Origin of the sequence: Mycobacterium sp., from assembly GCF_965230835.1 — a bacterium.
Classification (GTDB): domain Bacteria; phylum Actinomycetota; class Actinomycetes; order Mycobacteriales; family Mycobacteriaceae; genus Mycobacterium.
Genome location: NZ_CBDDLW010000002.1, coordinates 1,774,849 through 1,791,928, shown reverse-complemented (window position 1 = coordinate 1,791,928; position 17,080 = coordinate 1,774,849). Strand labels below are relative to the sequence as shown.

General features: G+C 62.8%; 16 protein-coding genes. 4 read left to right on the top strand and 12 right to left on the bottom strand.

From position 1 onward, the window contains the following. Positions 1-74: 74 nt before the first annotated feature. The gene (gene glp / locus ACO07W_RS08765; RefSeq protein ID WP_421842436.1) at positions 75-1,298 is read right to left on the bottom strand and encodes a gephyrin-like molybdotransferase Glp; all 1,224 of its coding nucleotides are present in this window, start codon (positions 1,296-1,298) and stop codon (positions 75-77) included. Positions 1,299-1,769: 471 nt separating this feature from the next. Continuing rightward, positions 1,770-2,390 (bottom strand): hypothetical protein, encoded by a 621-nt coding sequence (locus tag ACO07W_RS08760; protein WP_421842434.1) that lies wholly within the window; start codon positions 2,388-2,390, stop codon positions 1,770-1,772. Between the two features lie 1,060 nt (positions 2,391-3,450). Between ACO07W_RS08760 and groL the strand changes: the two genes are divergently transcribed. Next, entirely contained in the window at positions 3,451-5,076 is a 1,626-nt protein-coding gene (gene groL / locus ACO07W_RS08755; protein WP_421842432.1) for a chaperonin GroEL, read from the top strand. A gap of 64 nt (positions 5,077-5,140) precedes the next feature. Here the strand turns inward: groL and ACO07W_RS08750 are convergent, their stop codons facing one another. The 3 genes from ACO07W_RS08750 to ACO07W_RS08740 all read right to left on the bottom strand — a co-directional run bounded on the left by ACO07W_RS08750 (position 5,141) and on the right by ACO07W_RS08740 (position 8,981). Then, positions 5,141-5,584 (bottom strand): pyridoxamine 5'-phosphate oxidase family protein, encoded by a 444-nt coding sequence (locus ACO07W_RS08750; protein ID WP_421842430.1) that lies wholly within the window; start codon positions 5,582-5,584, stop codon positions 5,141-5,143. A gap of 50 nt (positions 5,585-5,634) precedes the next feature. Then, positions 5,635-7,134, bottom strand: a complete 1,500-nt coding sequence (locus ACO07W_RS08745) for a PPE family protein (RefSeq protein ID WP_421842428.1) — start codon at positions 7,132-7,134, stop codon at positions 5,635-5,637. Between the two features lie 95 nt (positions 7,135-7,229). Beyond that, positions 7,230-8,981, bottom strand: a complete 1,752-nt coding sequence (locus ACO07W_RS08740; RefSeq protein WP_421842426.1) for an N-acyl-D-amino-acid deacylase family protein — start codon at positions 8,979-8,981, stop codon at positions 7,230-7,232. Between the two features lie 46 nt (positions 8,982-9,027). Between ACO07W_RS08740 and ACO07W_RS08735 the strand changes: the two genes are divergently transcribed. Genes ACO07W_RS08735 through ACO07W_RS08725 form a run of 3 tightly spaced genes read left to right on the top strand, consistent with a single transcriptional unit; the run spans position 9,028 to position 10,837 of the window. Next, positions 9,028-9,396: a VOC family protein gene (locus tag ACO07W_RS08735; protein ID WP_421842424.1), complete on the top strand. Its 369-nt coding sequence runs from the start codon at positions 9,028-9,030 to the stop codon at positions 9,394-9,396. Positions 9,397-9,431: 35 nt separating this feature from the next. After that, positions 9,432-9,956, top strand: a complete 525-nt coding sequence (locus ACO07W_RS08730) for a mycothiol transferase (RefSeq protein ID WP_421842422.1) — start codon at positions 9,432-9,434, stop codon at positions 9,954-9,956. A gap of 29 nt (positions 9,957-9,985) precedes the next feature. Next, positions 9,986-10,837 (top strand): hypothetical protein, encoded by an 852-nt coding sequence (locus tag ACO07W_RS08725; RefSeq protein WP_421842420.1) that lies wholly within the window; start codon positions 9,986-9,988, stop codon positions 10,835-10,837. Between the two features lie 61 nt (positions 10,838-10,898). Here ACO07W_RS08725 and ACO07W_RS08720 read toward each other — a convergent pair whose 3' ends face one another. The 7 genes from ACO07W_RS08720 to ACO07W_RS08690 form a co-directional block, all read right to left on the bottom strand. Continuing rightward, positions 10,899-11,543, bottom strand: coding sequence for an LpqN/LpqT family lipoprotein (locus ACO07W_RS08720; protein ID WP_421842418.1), 645 nt, complete (start codon positions 11,541-11,543; stop codon positions 10,899-10,901). Between the two features lie 65 nt (positions 11,544-11,608). Next, positions 11,609-12,304, bottom strand: coding sequence for an anti-sigma factor (locus ACO07W_RS08715; RefSeq protein WP_421842416.1), 696 nt, complete (start codon positions 12,302-12,304; stop codon positions 11,609-11,611). After that, positions 12,301-12,864 (bottom strand): sigma-70 family RNA polymerase sigma factor, encoded by a 564-nt coding sequence (locus ACO07W_RS08710; RefSeq protein ID WP_421842414.1) that lies wholly within the window; start codon positions 12,862-12,864, stop codon positions 12,301-12,303. Before ACO07W_RS08710 ends, ACO07W_RS08715 begins: the two co-directional genes overlap by 4 nt. 48 nt (positions 12,865-12,912) lie before the next feature. Beyond that, positions 12,913-13,677: a DUF1295 domain-containing protein gene (locus tag ACO07W_RS08705; protein WP_421845887.1), complete on the bottom strand. Its 765-nt coding sequence runs from the start codon at positions 13,675-13,677 to the stop codon at positions 12,913-12,915. A 23-nt stretch (positions 13,678-13,700) separates the two neighbouring features. Further along, positions 13,701-14,984 carry a class I SAM-dependent methyltransferase gene (locus tag ACO07W_RS08700; protein ID WP_421842412.1) on the bottom strand — a complete coding sequence of 428 codons (1,284 nt, stop codon included), beginning with the start codon at positions 14,982-14,984 and terminating at the stop codon, positions 13,701-13,703. After that, a complete protein-coding gene (locus ACO07W_RS08695; RefSeq protein WP_421842410.1) occupies positions 14,981-15,679 on the bottom strand; it encodes a DUF1365 domain-containing protein in 699 nt (232 codons plus the stop codon). Before ACO07W_RS08695 ends, ACO07W_RS08700 begins: the two co-directional genes overlap by 4 nt. Then, on the bottom strand, positions 15,673-16,977 hold the full coding sequence (locus ACO07W_RS08690; protein ID WP_421842408.1) for an NAD(P)/FAD-dependent oxidoreductase: 1,305 nt from the start codon (positions 16,975-16,977) through the stop codon (positions 15,673-15,675). Before ACO07W_RS08690 ends, ACO07W_RS08695 begins: the two co-directional genes overlap by 7 nt. Positions 16,978-17,080: the final 103 nt, after the last annotated feature.

Sequence of the window (17,080 nt, the reverse complement as noted above, 5' to 3'; positions counted from 1 at the left end):
TGCTGGTTTGGAACTTCGGGTTGTCGGCTAGAACCGCCGAAGCGGTTTCCCCGCGAGAGTGCCGCTCTGCCGACTTAGCTCAGATCCCAGACCAGCAACTCGGTTCCGGCGGATACCTCCACGACATCTTCGGGGATGTCCAACAGCGCATTGGCCGACGCCAACCAGCGCAAATGGTGTGACGCTGGTGGGCCGTAGCTGGTTACTTGGCTCATCCCCGCTGGGGTGGTGTCGAGCACTGCGCGCCGGAACTGGCGCTTACCCTGCGGCGATGTCAGCGACTCGGTGAGCACCGCGCCCCGTTGTGGTCGTCGCGGATCTGGCAGCCCCATGGCCATTCGGAGCGCGGGGCGGATGAACACCTCAAAAGACACCAGCGCGCTAACCGGGTTGCCGGGCAGGGTGATGATCGGTGTGCCGGCCACGTGTCCGGTGCCTTGCGGCATCCCCGGCTGCATCGCTACTTTCACGAACTCCACGGCCCGGCCGCCTTGAAAACCTTCGCGGCCAAATGCGTCTTTGACTACTTCATAGGCGCCGGCGCTGACGCCGCCGCTGGTAATGATCAGGTCTGCATCGGCGGCATACCGGTCCAGAACCGCCCCGAACTGCGCGACATCGTCGCTGGTGGTTGGCGCAGCAACAACGTCGGCGCCCGCCTCGCGCGCGGCGGCGGCCAGCATGACTGCATTGGACTCGTAGATCTGTCCCGGTCTTAGAGGACTGCCGGGTTGCACCAGTTCTGACCCGGTGGAGACCACCAGGATCCGTTGCCGCGGGATGGCGGTCAGCTCATCCCGTCCCAGCGCTGCGGCCAGGCCGAGCGCGGCGGGCGTCGCGATCTGGCCCTTGTGCAGCACGGTAGTACCGGCGGCGACGTCTTCGCCGGCCCGCCGGATGTGCTTGCCGAGGGTGGACTGCTGCCAGATTGTCACTGACTGCATGCCACCGTCGGTGGCCTCGACCGGAACAACGGAGTTTGCCCCGGCCGGCAGCGGCGCCCCGGTCATGATCCGGTGCGCCGACTGCGGTTGCAGTGTCAGATCGTCGGTGCGGCCAGCGGGAATATCCTCGATGACCGGCAGCACCACCGGATGTTCCGATGTCGCCCCCGAGGTTTCCTCGGCGCGCACCGCGTAGCCGTCCATCGCGGAGTTATCGAACACCGGAAGCGACAGCTGCGCGACTACGTCGTCGGCTAGCACTAGACCTTGGGCCTCGGACAGCGGAACCATGATCGCCGGGCGGGTGCGGACCATTTCCGTGACGACGCGCTGATGTTCCGCTACGGACCGCATGGCAGACCCCACGCGTTCATTATCGACACCGCAAACCTCGACGCTGGTGCCGGTGGGTTCTTCAAGGGAGGTCTGTCCGATCCATCAACTCTCACTACCCGGCTCCAATCTGTGGGCACAGGTCATGCCCCACATCTCGACCTGACGATGGCGCTTACCCGGTTATCTACCACTACGTAGATCCGAATGACCGAGTGACCGTTAGTTCCGAGGATTGGGCGACCTAACGCCTGCAGGAGAAGGGAGCTGCGCGGCAAACGTCTTCGCTGTCTTGCGGCCCGTCGAGATAGCGGCCCTCTCTCGGCGCTTTTGCGGCCCTCGCGGTCAAGCCGAAAGCCTGGGCAACCCGCAGACTTGACACCTACAACCACCGGGGGTCTGAAATCCGCCGAGTCAAGATCGACCCGGGCAAAGCCGGTGGCAGTGAAACGTCCTTAGTTCACAGTGGCGCGTATCGCCATCGCCGGGGCTCTAGAATTGTGTCGCTCTGTTTCTGTCGGTCTCCATAACTTCGTCGGTATGTTGTCTTACGATTTGAATCGCTTGGCTAGCCATGTCGATAGTTTTTTCATTCCGGCTAATCAGTGGTTGTGCCGTTTGCTCGTGCGCATCGAAAAGTTGACCCTGCGAGGTCTCGGCCGAGGATCCTGTCAGTTGTCTAGCTTCGGCGTTGATATCACGAGCTCTATCAATGGTGTTTTGTAAATCCGATAGATTTTGCTCGACGCGTTCTTGATCAAATAATATTTGGCTCGAAGTGGCGGCTCCACCCGGGTAGGAGCCGCCCTCGGCGATCCAATCCATACCTGTTTGGTCTGGTTCTTGGTCGATGCTTCGAAACTCGGCTTCGAGTTTTGCGGATTTCCGCTGTTGAAACAGTTCATGTGATGACGCTTGGACGGAGTGGAGGTTGCCATCGGCTCCGAAGTCGACAACTGCCCAGTCGTCTTCTTCTGTGGTTAGATTCGGGTCGGCTGTTGGATCGATAAAAACCGAGCTGGCCCCGTTATCAAATCGGGGCCATTTGGCAGGGGGTTCTCCGTCGTAGTCGGGATCGACGTCGTCACGCCAATGTGAGCTAGGCCGGGTCATCGCGGCGTCCTTTCGTCATATCCCACGTGCATTGTCGATGATGGAGTAGGCGTTGGAGGCTAGGTGAGAACAGCTCGCTTAAGGGTTTCCGACCGGCCCGAACAGCGATGGCCGGCCCGAGCAGCGATGGTTTGCCGGCCTAGCTGTTGACGCTTCCGGTTCGGCGGGTTGATCCGCCCATTCGGACCGTCGGTTTGGGCCGCCCGGAGAAATCGTCCTGTTCTTCTTGCGGGATCGCTTGTCACTGCTGTGTTCCATCTGAGACCTGGCTGGCGCACGTTTGAGCCGACGAACTTTTGAAAACGGGTCCTGCGTTCGCCCCCGTACGTCATCGATCTTGATAGCTCGGAAGGGCAAAGAACATCGGCGAAAGTGCGTAAAAGTAGATGGTCACGGCGAGCTTAGGCTGCGTCGAGACAGGCGAAAGCGGCGCGAGAGCGTCACATGTAGCGAGAAATTTCCCCACTCGCGACATCTCCGTGGTGAGGTTGGTTCCGTTTGATCCTGGTCTGCGTGATCCGTCATCGGGTCCGGTCATCTAGTGCGCCGTGGAACGTTAGCGGCGTGCGCACGCCACTGGCCATTCCTCGCGCAGCTGCGACCAGTGCCGGTGGTGCGCCAGTTTTCGAGCGGTCTTCGATTCTGACTGCCCTGGCGGTCGTTGGGTCTGGCCCAGAGCGGGTGGGCCACGCTCGTCCATGCGGTTGGCATTGGTCTGGGTAGGGAGGCGTTGCAAGCGATAGGCATCCAGTGGCGCCAATGTCGCGCCGAATTTCGACCCGGGTAGGTGGGCGTTGCTTGGCGGGCTATTCGGTGCGGCGCTGTAGGGCGCGCATCGTGCCCTGGGTGACCTTGCACTCGGCATAGGCGAGTGCTAAGAATGACGTTGGCACTCGCGACCGGCGAGTGCTAGGTCGGGACGGTGAGGCTAGGCATTGTCGTGGCTCCACGGCAGCTCTGGTCGTCCGTCGCGGGCACTGCGCCCGGCCAGCGTAAGTAATGGGGTGGCCTAATACCCGGTGACCCCGTTTCATTCCCAATCCGGAGGAATCACTTCGCAATGGCCAAGACAATTGCGTACGACGAAGAGGCCCGTCGCGGCCTCGAGCGGGGTCTGAACAGCCTCGCCGACGCGGTAAAGGTGACGTTGGGCCCCAAGGGCCGCAATGTCGTCCTCGAGAAGAAGTGGGGTGCTCCCACGATCACCAACGATGGTGTGTCCATCGCTAAGGAGATCGAGCTGGAGGACCCGTACGAAAAGATCGGCGCCGAGCTGGTCAAGGAAGTCGCCAAGAAGACCGATGACGTCGCCGGCGACGGCACGACGACAGCCACGGTGTTGGCGCAGTCGCTGGTTCGTGAAGGCCTGCGCAATGTTGCGGCGGGTGCTAACCCGCTCGGCCTCAAGCGCGGTATCGAGAAGGCGGTCGAGAAAGTCACCGAGACTCTGCTCAAGTCGGCCAAAGAGGTTGAGACAAAGGAGCAGATAGCGGCCACCGCGGGGATTTCGGCTGGTGACCAATCGATCGGCGACCTGATCGCGGAGGCGATGGACAAGGTCGGCAACGAAGGTGTTATCACCGTCGAGGAGTCCAACACGTTTGGCCTGCAGCTCGAACTCACCGAGGGTATGCGATTCGACAAGGGCTACATCTCCGGCTACTTCGTGACCGACGCAGACCGGCAGGAAGCGGTCCTCGAGGACCCCTACATCCTGCTGGTCAGTTCCAAGATCTCGACCGTCAAGGATCTGCTGCCATTGCTCGAGAAGGTCATCCAGGGTGGCAAGCCGCTGCTGATCATCGCCGAAGATGTCGAGGGTGAGGCGTTGTCCACCCTGGTGGTCAACAAGATCCGTGGCACCTTCAAGTCGGTAGCGGTCAAGGCTCCTGGCTTCGGCGACCGACGCAAGGCAATGTTGCAGGACATGGCGATCTTGACCGGCGGCCAGGTCATCAGTGAAGAGGTCGGCCTCTCGCTGGAGACCGCCGACTTGGCGCTGCTGGGGAAGGCCCGGAAGGTGGTCATCACCAAGGACGAGACCACCATCGTCGAGGGCGCTGGCGACACCGACGCCATCGCCGGAAGGGTCAGCCAGATCCGCGCTGAGATCGAGAACAGCGACTCCGATTACGACCGCGAGAAGCTGCAAGAACGCCTGGCAAAGTTGGCCGGCGGTGTAGCCGTGATCAAAGCGGGTGCCGCCACCGAGGTCGAGCTGAAGGAGCGCAAGCACCGCATTGAGGACGCGGTGCGTAACGCCAAAGCCGCCGTGGAGGAGGGCATCGTCGCCGGTGGCGGCGTCGCTCTGCTGCATGCAGCTCCTGCGCTGGACAAGCTGAAGCTGTCTGGTGACGAGGCCACCGGGGCGAACATCGTCGGTGTGGCGCTGGAAGCTCCGCTGAAGCAGATTGCGTTCAACTCTGGGCTGGAGCCCGGCGTGGTGGCCGAGAAGGTGCGCAACTTGCCAGCGGGCAGCGGCCTGAACGCGCAGACCGATGAATATGAGGATCTGCTCGCGGCTGGCGTGGCCGACCCGGTCAAGGTGACGCGCTCTGCGTTGCAGAACGCCGCCTCTATTGCGGGGCTGTTCCTGACAACTGAGGCCGTTGTTGCCGACAAGCCGGAGAAGGCCGCTGCTCCTGCAGCAGACCCAACCGGTGGCATGGGCGGTATGGACTTCTAAGTCCGGAAGAATTCGACAGCAAGAAAGCCCGGTCCCGTTGGGGCCGGGCTTTCTTGTGTCGGCTCTAGGGGCCGGAGGGTTCGGAGAACACCACGCAGTCATGCAGGCAGCCTTTTGCGGCGGCGGGGGAGTTTGGAGCGGCGTCGCGATGCAGCAGTGCTCGGGTGGGCACTACACCGTATCCGGCGGGCAGCTGCTGCACGTCTGCCTTGGAATCGCAGGCCTGGGCGCGCCCGTCGACGATCAGCGAGTAGCCCCCGGGCTCGCCCGGGGGCCAGAGCAGAGTGACGCTACTGCGGCGGCCGAGGTTGTCGCGGGTGCGTCCCCCAATGGACCCGACATCGATGATCGCCCGCGCATCCTCGGGGCCGCCTGGGAGATCCCGCAGTACCGGTTCGACGGTCACAGTGTGGACGCGGTAGTCATCATCGACAGTGATTAGATAGGCGTACCGGTAGTCGTCCAAAGCAGCGGCCAGTCGCTTGAGGTCGACCTTCTTAGCGCCCATGAATTCGAGGATAAGTGCTACGGCAGTGCTGTCGGGGAGGGGTGAGCGCGTTACTCCGTCCGGACTGGCTCTTTGATGTCCTCGCTGGGCTCAGCCCCATCGCGGTTGCCCGTCTGGTAGAAGTTCGACTTCGGGATGGTCTGGCCAGCCGGACTTGAGCTGACCGTGCCTGGCTCGCGGGCACCGGTGCTGCGTTGCACGGAGTCTTGGGTGCCCGAATTGACGAGGCCCCCATAACCGGCGCCAGCGCTTCGCAGGCTCGGGTTAGCAGCTGGGCTACTGGCCGCATTAGAGCTGGCGGTATTGGGGTTGGCTGATTCAAAGCCGCTACCGGGGGCGCCGGTTGGGGAGGCGGCCGACGCGCTGGTCAGACCGGAGTTGAGGACGTTCGCGAGGCCGGGTGTGATGCCGCCCGTGTTCGCCATAGCGGAGGCGAGGATGCCCGTGCTCATGGCGGCGGTGCCCAAACCGCCAGTGGAGTAGCTGCTCGCACTTGCCAGGCCTGAGTCCGCGTGGGACGCCATAGCGGAGTCGTATACGTCTGGCTGCCAAAAGCCCGAGTTCATGGTGCCGGTATAGCCGAAGCCTGCGTTGGCGATCCCCGAGTTCCCTAGGCGAGTGTTGAGGGAGCCTGAATTGCCGATGCCGGTATTGCCGCTGCCGGAGTTGAAGAAGCCGGTGTTCCCGGTACCTGAGTTGCCGAACCCGACGTTGTCCGAACCCGAGTTGAAGCCGCCGAAGCCGACCTGGTGATCACCGGTCAAGCCCATTCCGAAAGCGCTGTTGCCGGTGTTGCCGAACCCGATATTGCTGTCGCCGAGGTTGCCGAAGCCCAGGTTTCCGCTGCCGGTATTGCCGCTGCCCAGGTTGCTGCTCCCGGTGTTTCCCACACCCACATTGCCGCTGCCGGTATTGCCGCTGCCCAGGTTGTAGTTGCCGACGTTGTTGTTGCCGATGTTTCCGCTGCCGGTATTGCCAAAGCCCAGGTTGAAGCCGTTCTTACTAATGTCGATACCGAGGTTTCGCAGAACTTGTTGCCAGGGCGCCAGTTGTTCTGCGGCCGCTGATGCATCGAAGTGGTAGCCGGTCATCGCCGCCACATCCAGCGCCCACATTTGCTCGTATGCGGCCTCGATATCCATGATCGCCGGGGCGTTCTGCCCCAACCAGTTCGTAGCCGCTAACACCTGCACCAGGCCACGATTGGCAGCGACAACTGCAGGCTGGACCATCGCCGCCATCGCCGCCTCAAACGCGGTCGCGGTGGCCGTAGCCTGTTCGGCGGCCTGTTCGGCTTGAGCTGCCGCCGCCGTAAGCCATGCCATGTATTGAGTCGCGACGGCGAGCATTGCCGCCGACGACGGACCCAGCCAGGTGCCGCTGGTTAGTTCCGAGGTCACAGAGCCGAATGACGTCACCGACGATATCAAGTCGCCGGCCAGCCCGCTCCAGGCGGCGGCGGCCGCGAGCAGCGGTCCCGCGCCAGGGCCCGCGAACATTAATGCCGAATTGATCTCTGGCGGCAACCACGCATAATGCGGGTTTGTCACGAGCCTCAAAATACCTGCTAGCGGCGTTTGCCGTGGCCGTATCAGCAACCTGGTATCAGGGTGTGTGGATGGGGCTCACACTGGCCCCAACTACCTCACCGGGAGGTTGGCGCGAGCTGCTGGCCGCGGACCAGCCTGCCCGGACGGGCGGACGTGGGTGCGCCGTTCTCGGCGATCACCTGGCCCGACACCACGGTCGCAACGTAGCCCTGTGCGGTCTGGTCGAGGCGACGCCCTCCGGCGGGCAGGTCGTAGCTAATCATTGGCTTGTTCAGCCGAAGTGCGGCGTGGTCGATAACGTTGAGGTCTGCCTTGTATCCGACGGCGATGCGACCGCGGTCAGCCAACCCGGCTACGCGGGCCGGTACCGATGTCAGCTCGCGAACGGCCTCGGGCACCGAGAACTGCCCGGACGTACGGTCACGCGCCCAGTGGGCCAGTAAGAACGTGGTGTAGCTGGCGTCGCAGATCATTCCGTAGTGGGCGCCGCCATCGCCCAGCCCCAGCACCACGTCCTCCCGATGCAGCAGCTCACCAACGGTGTCCAGCGAGTTGTTCTCCAGGTTGCTGGTTGCGACCAGCAGCGTGGCGCGGCCGTCGTCGTCGAGCAGCCGGTCGTAGGCCTCCTCCATGGGGCTCACGCCCCGAGCCCGCGCTCGCGCCGCGATGCTCGTGGCCGGATCGGGTTCATAGTTCGGCGGGTCATCCAGCGGGAAGATCCAATCCCAGGCTTGGGCAACGTAAAGGATTGGATGACCTTCACCAGGTTGGTCGGCCAGGATGCGAGCACGGACTTCGGGCTTGCGCATTTCAGCGACCCGTTGCTTCAGCGGCAAGTGGGCAATCTCGCGGTAGCTGGGGTAGAGAACGAACGGGTTGGCGCTCAACTCCAACCCGATGATCAGTCCGATCGGACGCGGAAGCAGTTGCGCGGTGAAGGCTGATTCGGAACCCGCTCTCTTGTTGGCCTCCTCGACCATCGTGATGGCGTCGGGCCAGGTCGGGTCGCCGGTATTGGCAACGACCAGCGTAAACGTGACTGGCAGCCCGACTTTCTCAGCGACGTCGAACACCGTCTGCAACACCGGTTGGTAGCCGCCGGCCGGCATGTCCGGCACGAATTGCAGCAGGCCGCCGCCGCCGTCGACGACACCTTTGGCGATCTCCTCGATCTCCTCGCGGGCGGCGTCGTAACTAGGGATGGGCGAACCACTCTCGGTTTTATGAATTGTCAGCCGTGACGACGCGAAGCCCATTGCTCCGATCTCCATCGCCTCTTTGGCTAGGGCCCGCATCGCCGCGAGGTCCTCGGGGGTAGCGGGTTCACGGTCGGCGCCGCGTTGGCCCATCACATAGACCCTCAGCGGGGAATGCGGAAGATAAGCGGCGACATCGATATCAAGTTTTCGCGCCGCCAGAGCATCCATGTATTCGGGGAACGTTTCCCAGGTCCACGGCAACCCGTCGGTCATGACGACGCCGGGAATATCCTCCACTCCGGCCATAACGTCGACGAGCACGTCGTGGTCTTCCTTACGGCAGGGGGCGAAGCCAACTCCGCAGTTGCCCATCACCACTGTGGTGACACCATGGGCCGAAGACGGCGTTAACCGGTCCGACCAGATTGCTTGGCCGTCGTAATGCGTGTGTAGGTCGATGAAGCCGGGGGTGACCAGGAGCCCGGTCGCTTCGATTTCCTTACTGGCGCGGTGGTCTTCGCCGTTGCGGCTACCGGCGGCGGCCACCGCTGCAATGATGCCGTCTTTCACCGCAACATCGCCGACGTATGGCTCACCTCCCAGCCCGTCCACGATGGTGCCATTGCGGATAAGAAGGTCATAGGTCATCTAGATAATCTACGACTGTGTCGGTGGGTCATGCCACGATGGTCGCGTGATCGATCATTTGGGTATTAGCTGCGCCGACTATCCGAAATCGCGGGAGTTCTATGACACGGTGCTTGGTGTCCTGGGCTACTCGCGGCAGCTGGATTTCGGCCATACCGTCGGCTACGGACGGGACGGCAAGCCCGCTTTTTGGCTCTCCGACGGCGCCGGCGTGGGTGTCGATCGGGAAGTTCACGTGGCGTTCACGGCCGTCGCCGAAGACGTGGTGCATGCTTTTCACGACGCGGCGGTAGGGCTCGGTGCGCAGTCGCTACACGCGCCACGGAGTTGGCCCGAATACCATCCTGGCTACTTCGCCGCATTCGTGCGAGACCCGGATGGCAACAATGTCGAAGCGGTCTTTCACGGTGCCTAGGGTTTTAGCGGTAGCGCTCCCGTACTGTCGCGGGTATGGCCAACATTGACGGCGCCGATGTTGCCGTTGTCCACGAGTTGCTGCGCGATGCGTTCACCCGGCTGATCGAACACGTCGACGAAGTGACTGACGGTTTGACCGACGAGATCGCCTGCTACCGGCCGACTCCCGGTGCAAACAGTATCGCCTGGTTACTCTGGCACAGTGCCCGGGTACAAGACATTCAGGTTGCTCACATAGCTGGCGTCGAACAGGTGTGGACCCGCGACGGCTGGGTGGACAGGTTCGGGCTGGACTTGCCGCGCGACGACACCGGCTACGGCCACACCGAACAAGACGTGGCCAAGGTGCGGGCCCCTGTCGAGTTGCTGTCGGCCTACTATTACGCGGTTCATCATCTCACTTGTGCCTACATCGCCGGCCTGACCTCAGTTGAGTTGTCGCGTGTCGTGGATGCCAACTGGGATCCGCCGGTGACCGCCAGCGCTCGATTGGTCAGCATTTTCGACGACTGCGCCCAACATCTCGGTCAAGCGGCCTACCTGCGAGGAATCGCGTAATAGACGTCGACTCGGTGAGGTTGTAGGGCGTGCGATTCGCTGCGGCGTTAGTGTTCTGGCTCGCCACCACGCTGGGGCTGGCGGTGGCGGTGCCCGTGGCATGGGTGCAGCAGAATGTCGTCAACGAGGACGGTTGTGCTGCTATGGCGCGCGAAGCGGCGGTCGATCCGGCGCTGCAGTCGGCCGTGGCCGCTGAGCTCACCACCTGGGCGATGGCGCTCATCGCCGATCAAGGCGTGCAGCGTTACCCGGTGGACAGCTCGACGGTGCACGATGCGGCGGTTGCGTTCACCGCTGGCCGGTCGTTTCCGCCGCTGTTCGCGCAGGCGAGTCGGGCAGCGCACCGATGGTTGTTCACCGATCCCCGTGGTCAGGACGGTGATCAGTGGGTGGTCGACATCGCTCCAATGCTCAAAGAAAGCTCGTTTCGAGAGATCTTAAGCAGGTACGACGTTGAAGCACCCGCGAAGCTAACGGTGCCACTAAGTGTGTCGGCGTCACAGCCGCTGCAGCGGGGAGAACTCAGCCGTATCGCTGTTTGGGGTCCTTGGCTCACGATCGGAGTGATCGTTTTGAGCGGCGGCTGCGGAATGCTCACGCTGGTGGCCGCGCGTGGCCGTGGCAGGGCATTGAGCAGTCTTGGTGTGTCCACACTACTTGTCGGTGCGGCGGGGTGGGCTGGTGTAGAAGTTGGCAGCCGCTATATCGACGATGCTTTGAACCGGACTACCGGCGACATCCGCCGGATCGCTGAAGTACTGGTGACCCATGCCGTTGGCCGCGTGCATCTATGGTTCAGCCTGACGCTGGCTGCAGGTGCGGCGCTGGTGGTATGTGGGGCGCTCGTCGCGATGCTGGGTGGCCTGCGGAACAGTGGTTAGAGTGTGTCGCCGACATTGCTTCGGCATTTGCGGCTGCCTCCCGAAAATTACAGCCTGATGGCTACGCTGCGTCGGGCGCCAGTATTTGAAACCCAGTCAGGATGGTCTTGGCATCCTGTGCGTAGGTGGGATTGTCCGGATCGCTGGACTGGATGGTCAGAGTCGCCACATAGGTGGTGTCGTCGAAGCCGGCCACTACCTCCAGCGTGGTCACGTTGCGTGCTGGAATATTGCCCATCGGCGGGCCGGTGTATTTGACGATCTCGGCGGGATAGCCACACAGCGTGGTCTTGGAGGTGGTGAGATTGGTGGCCCCGAACCTAGACAATCCGGCTTTCTCTCGGTCAAAGAGCTGTTGCGGGTCAGTCGTCGTGCCCGGTGTCGATTCGAGAGTCACGACGGCGGTGGGCGCGAAGCCCCGCGCCGCGAGATCATCGTTCCTGCTGCTATAGCGAAGGAGCTGGGAATCCAACAGCCGCAGACGCTGCCATCCGGGAGGCTGCGGGATCCGCAACTTCGGTTCACTGGTGCGCTGCTGTTCGATCGACATCAGCGGTGCTGGAACTTCCTGACAATGACCGCTCGTCGGATCGGAGGTCATCGGAGCGCGGACCGCGGTGCCCGCCACTACCGTGTTGCAGCCGGTTAGTAAACACAACGCGGCTAGTGGAAGCGATGCCTGCAACACGTTTCGGATGAATCGCATGCCTGGCTACCCGGCTTTCGTTGTCCCGCCTACTGCTGTGGCGAATTTACCGTACGAGGTCGTGATCAGCGCAGCGGTAACTCGGCCAGCACCGAGCCGGTGGGCCGTTGCGATCCGGTACCTGGTTCCACGGTGAACGCGAGTGCCGTCGAGTTCGAAAGGTCGTCGAGCGTCGCTTTGGTGGAAGGGGACACTGCGTCGGGCCCCATCGTCCCGGCGGATGTCGGTCCTCGACCGCCCAACAGCCACATCTGGTAGACCGTGCCCGGAGACGGGGGCGGCACATCGTTCATCACCAGCACACCCGCATTGCGGTCGCGGGAGAACATCACTGTGGCGGTTCCGGTGCCGAGCGGGCCGGAGACGGTCTGAACGTCTGGAGCCGCCAGGACTTGCTCGGCGACTGTCGGTGTTGGCGTCGCGCGGGTCAGCACTCCGATGCCGAACGCGACCAGACCCACAGCGATAGCCGCTGCGGAGGCAAACACTGTTCTTCGCCAGCGTGACTGTTCTCCGACGGTTGGCTTCACCGCAGCCAGCAAAGTCGCGCGCAGTTGCGCCGGCGGTTCGACCGCGGTAGCCGCCGATACCACGGCCATCGTCTGGCGAACGGCGCGGACCTCGTCGTTGAAGGCGGTCGCGATCGCCGAGGGCGCAGCTTCAATCCGTCTGTCGATATCGGCCAGATCCGAGTCCGAGACCGCGTGAAGGGCATACGGGATCGCCAGCTCGAGCAATTCGAAGTCGGTTGGCTCGGTCATGACACGTCCAGGCAGTTCCGCAGGCCGCGGAGCGCGTCGCGCATGCGTGATTTGATGGTTGACAAATTAGCGGCCAGCCGATGTGACACTTCGGCATATGTGAGCCCGTCGTAGTAGGCCAAGCTGATGCATTGCCGCTGCGCGTCGGTCAACGCACCCAGGCATTCGGCCACCCGGCGCCGCTCGTCACCGGCAATCGCCGAGTCGGCGACGACGTCACCGGCCGGATCCACGCTGGCGGCACCGTAGCGCGATTCGCGCTGGCTACCGGCTTGCTCGCTACGCACCCTGTCGACAGCGCGCCGGTGTGCCATGGTTAGCAGCCAGGCCAGGGCCGAGCCCTTGGTGGAATCAAATTCCGGCGCGCTGCGCCACACTTCGAGATAGATCTCCTGAGTGGTTTCTTCGCTGTAGCCGGTATCACGCAACACCCTGGTCACCAGTCCATACACTCGAGTCTTGGTGTGGTCGTAGAAGGCGGCGAACGCGGCGTTGTCGCGAAGCGCGACCCGGCGCAGCAGTGCGTCCAGGTCTTTGCTCAGCTGCGACGTTTTGGTCATCGATGGGTAGCTTATCGTCAGTGGGCAACGAAGCCGACACGCCGTTCATCAGCGCTGCACCAATCGCGGTGGCCGGGGAAAAAAGTATGCTGTCCGGTCCTGGTAGGCCGCGAAACCCGGACGGTCTTTCATATATCTCTCAGTTCGCCGGGCGCCGCTCACCCGTACCAGCAGGTAGGTCATCAGAAGCGGCGAGCCAACCGTGGCCAGCGACAACCAGCCGTTGACTGTGATCAGCCACAAACCCCACCAGACGCACGCGTCGCCGAAATAGTTGGGGTGGCGCGTCCAGGCCCACAGGCCGCGGTCCATGATGACTCCGCGATTAGCGGGGTCGGACTTGAATACTCGCAGCTGGCGGTCGCCGGTCGCTTCGAAGGTGACACCGACAAAAAACAGTGCCAAACCCGCGATCGCAACTGCCAGCAGCGGTGTTGGTGTCGGCCCGCTGTTCGCGGACAACTGTAGCGGGAAGGAAATGAACAGTGTCAGCGACGCCTGCAGGAGGAACACTTTTCCCAGCACCTGGATCACTGTGGCGCCGCGCAGCAGGTCGGCGTAGCGGGGGTCTTCCCCCTTGCCGGCCGTCTTGCGGAAAAGATGCCAACTGAGCCGCAAGCCCCAAATCGAGACCAGCGCCAGCAACAGCCAGCGGCGGGTTGGGTCGCCGCTGCCGAGCAGCGCCGAGACGATGGCCACGGCCACAAAACCCAAGCCCCAAGCAACGTCGACGACGTTGTAGCGGCCGAGCCGTCGGCCGATCACGAACGTGGCCGAATGCACGACGGCCACCGCCAACGCGGAAAAACTCATTACCGCCACGATGCCGACACCGTTCACCGGACTACCTTCCGCTCGAACGTCCACTGGTATACATCCAGATAGCCCGACCGGAATCCGGCCTCCGAATAGGCCAGGTAGAGCTCCCACATCCTGGCGAATACATCGTCGAATCCCAAACCTGCCAACGTGTCTCGTCGACCCATGAACCGTTCACGCCACAGCCTCAAGGTTTCGGCGTAGTGCGGTCGTAGCGAGGTCATGTCGACCGTGCGCAAGTCGGTGTCGCGCTGAGTGATTCGTTCGATAGCGCTAGTGGAAGGCAGAAGTCCGCCTGGGAAGATGTACTTCTGTATCCAGGTTCGGGTGTTGCGCGTGGCGAGCATACGGTCATGCGGCATGGTGATGGCCTGGATCGCGGCGCGGCCGCCGGGACGCACCAGGCGCTCGATCATGCCGAAATACTGCGGCCACAAGCGATATCCCACTGCTTCGATCATCTCGACCGAGATCACTGAGTCATAGCATCCGGTGACATCGCGGTAGTCACATAGATCGATCTGCACCAGGTGGGACAGGCCGGCGGCGGCCACTCGTTGCTGCGCAAGCCGCTGTTGTTCGACTGACAACGTTACCGAGCGCACGTGTGCTCCTCGTGCGGCTGCCCGGATACACAGCTCACCCCACCCGGTGCCTACCTCAAGGACCCTGCTGCCATGTTGAACTCCGGCCATATCAAGTAGCCGATCGATTTTGCGTTGTTGCGCTGCGGCCAGATCGGGCCACGATGCCGGAAGGTCGGTGAACAGCGCGGACGAGTATGTCATCGTCTCATCCAGGAACTCGGCGAACAGGTTGTTAGACAAGTCGTAGTGTTCGGCGATGTTGCGCCGCGCTTGTTCGCGGCTTGGGTCTCGCCAACTTGGTTGAAAGGCCGGCGCGATCGGTCGGAGCCAGTGCAGCCAACGCGGAACCAGGTCAGCTACCGATTCCGCGAGTACCGTCAAGACCTGTGTGAGGTCTGTCGAGGACCATTCACCGGCCATGTACGACTCGCCGAAGCCGATCAGGCCGTAGCGCCCGATCCGTCGGGCGAGTGCGTCTGGCTGGTGGACCATGAGGGTCGGTTGAGCGGCTGCCGGGATCGATGCGGTGGCGCTGATCTCTGCGCCGTCCGGGTAGATCAGTCGCAATGGCAGGCGAGCGACCGCGCGACGCAGCAGCCGGTCGGCGATAAATCCGGATGCCACGGCCAGCGGCCCAGGCGGTACGGTCGCCACTGCCGGCCAGTGACCGGAATCGATTGCTGGCGCGCTCTTTTGGATAGCCTCGATGCTCATCGGGGCACCACCGGAACTCGTCGTAGCCACAACTTTATCCCCTGTATTCGGATTCGTGCGGACACCACCAAAGGCGCCAGCGGTGAAATGATTTGCATGATCGCGACTTGTCTGGGCGTCGCGGCACGCCGTTCGCCGCGCAAATTGGCGACAAACGCGGGCCGGCGGTCATGGTGCAGCGCCACCGTGACGTCGATCTCTTGGCCGGGTTGCGGTGCTTGGACCAGGTAATAGCCGTCCACGTGAAAGAACGGTGAGACGTAAAATTTCTTGGTCGCCGCTACCGGTAGGTCAGCTGGTGGCAGCAAGTAAGCGTGGCGCTCGCCGTAGGTGTTGTGTACCTCAGCGATGACGTGACGAACCTGTCCGTCGCGGTCGTGGCACCAGAAGACGCTCAATGGGTTGAAGACGTATCCGAGCACCCTGGCCTGCAACAAAGCGGTTATGCGGCCGTCGGGCGCGGTCATCTCGCGATCGGCGAAGAAAGCATCGACCCGGTCGCGCAGCGAGCCTTGCGGCGGATCAGCGAAGTGGTCGTCGGCGTTGAACCGCGCGAACGGCCGCAGCCACCAGGGCAGCCGGGGCAGCTCGTCGACGTCGACATACCAGCTGTAGCTGCGGTATTCGAACGAGTTCCGTACCGGGGTTTGTCGCGAGTGGGTAATCGTGGTGCGGTAGATCGCCGGCGTCAGCACTTCGCCACCGCCTCGCGTCGGGTTGCCGACGGCCAGTCGGCGCCGAGTTGGCGAGCTGCACGCAGTCCCGAGGCGGCGCCGTCCTCGTGGAACCCCCAGCCGTGGTAGGCGCCGGCGAAGACCACTCGATCGTCATCCAGGCTCGGCAACAAACTTTGGGCTGCCACCGATTCCGGCGTGTAAAGCGGGTGGCTGTAGGTCATGTTGGCTAGAACTGATTGGGGATCAACCCGGTCGCGGCCGCCTAAGGTGACCAAAAACCGTTGGTTGCCGTGAATCCGCATGAGCCTGCTGATATCGTAGCTGACCACGACGTTTTCGTTGTCCGGAGTTACTAGGTAGTTCCAGGATGCACGGGCGGCTTGGTGGCGGGGCATTACCGACTCATCGGTGTGCAGCTGAGCGAGGTTAGTCGTGTATGGAATCGCTCCCAGCACCGCTTGTTCGCGTGGTGTCGGATCGTCGAGCAACAGCAGGGCCTGGTCAGGGTGGACCGCGACAACGGCGGCATCGAAGAGTCGCGGTGCGTTGGCGCCGGCTCGCACGAGAACCCCGCCTGGCAGTCGCCGCAGTGAACGCACCGGTGTGTGAATCAATACCTCAGGGAGCTGGGAGGCGATCGCCGTTACGTAATTGGCCGAACCTCCCGATACCGTTCGCCATGTGGGTGAACCGAAGACCGTCAGCATGCCGTGATGGCTGAGGAAGACGAACAGGTATCTGGCCGGATAGCGCAACGCATCCTCACCTGCGCAGGACCAGACTGCCGCGACCAACGGCGTGATGAAGTAGTCGATGAAGAACGATGAGAAGCGGTGTCGGCTCAGGAAAGTCTGCAGCGTCTGCTGGTCGCGGTCGGATCCGTCGCGAAGCATTCGAGAAGCAGCGCGGTGGAAGCGTACGATCTCGGCGAGCATCAGTAGATATCGGGGGCGCAGCGACTGCCGGCACGCGAATAGTCCCCGGATTCCCAGGGCACCGGCGTACTCGAGTCCGATGTCGTCAGCTCGCACCGACATCGACATATCCGACTCCTGGGTGGCTACACCGAGTTCGTTGAACAATCGGCACAGTGTTGGATAGGTGCGGTCGTTGTGCACAAGGAAGGCTGAGTCGACACCGACCATGCTGCCGTCACCGTTGTCTAGAAAATGGGTGTGCGCATGTCCGCCGAGCCGATCGTCTGCCTCGTAGAGGGTGACCCGATCGCGCCCGGATAAGGCGTAGGCGGCGGTGAGGCCGGCGACGCCGCTGCCAATGACCGCTACTGAGCGTCTCGAAGGAAATTCGTGTTCCACACCAACTATTCGTAGCTGGCGCCAGTGCGGATGGGCGATGCGGGCCTATTGTGCTCGCGAGGGCCACCGCATGGTGGTCATGGCGGCAGGCAGCGATAGGCGC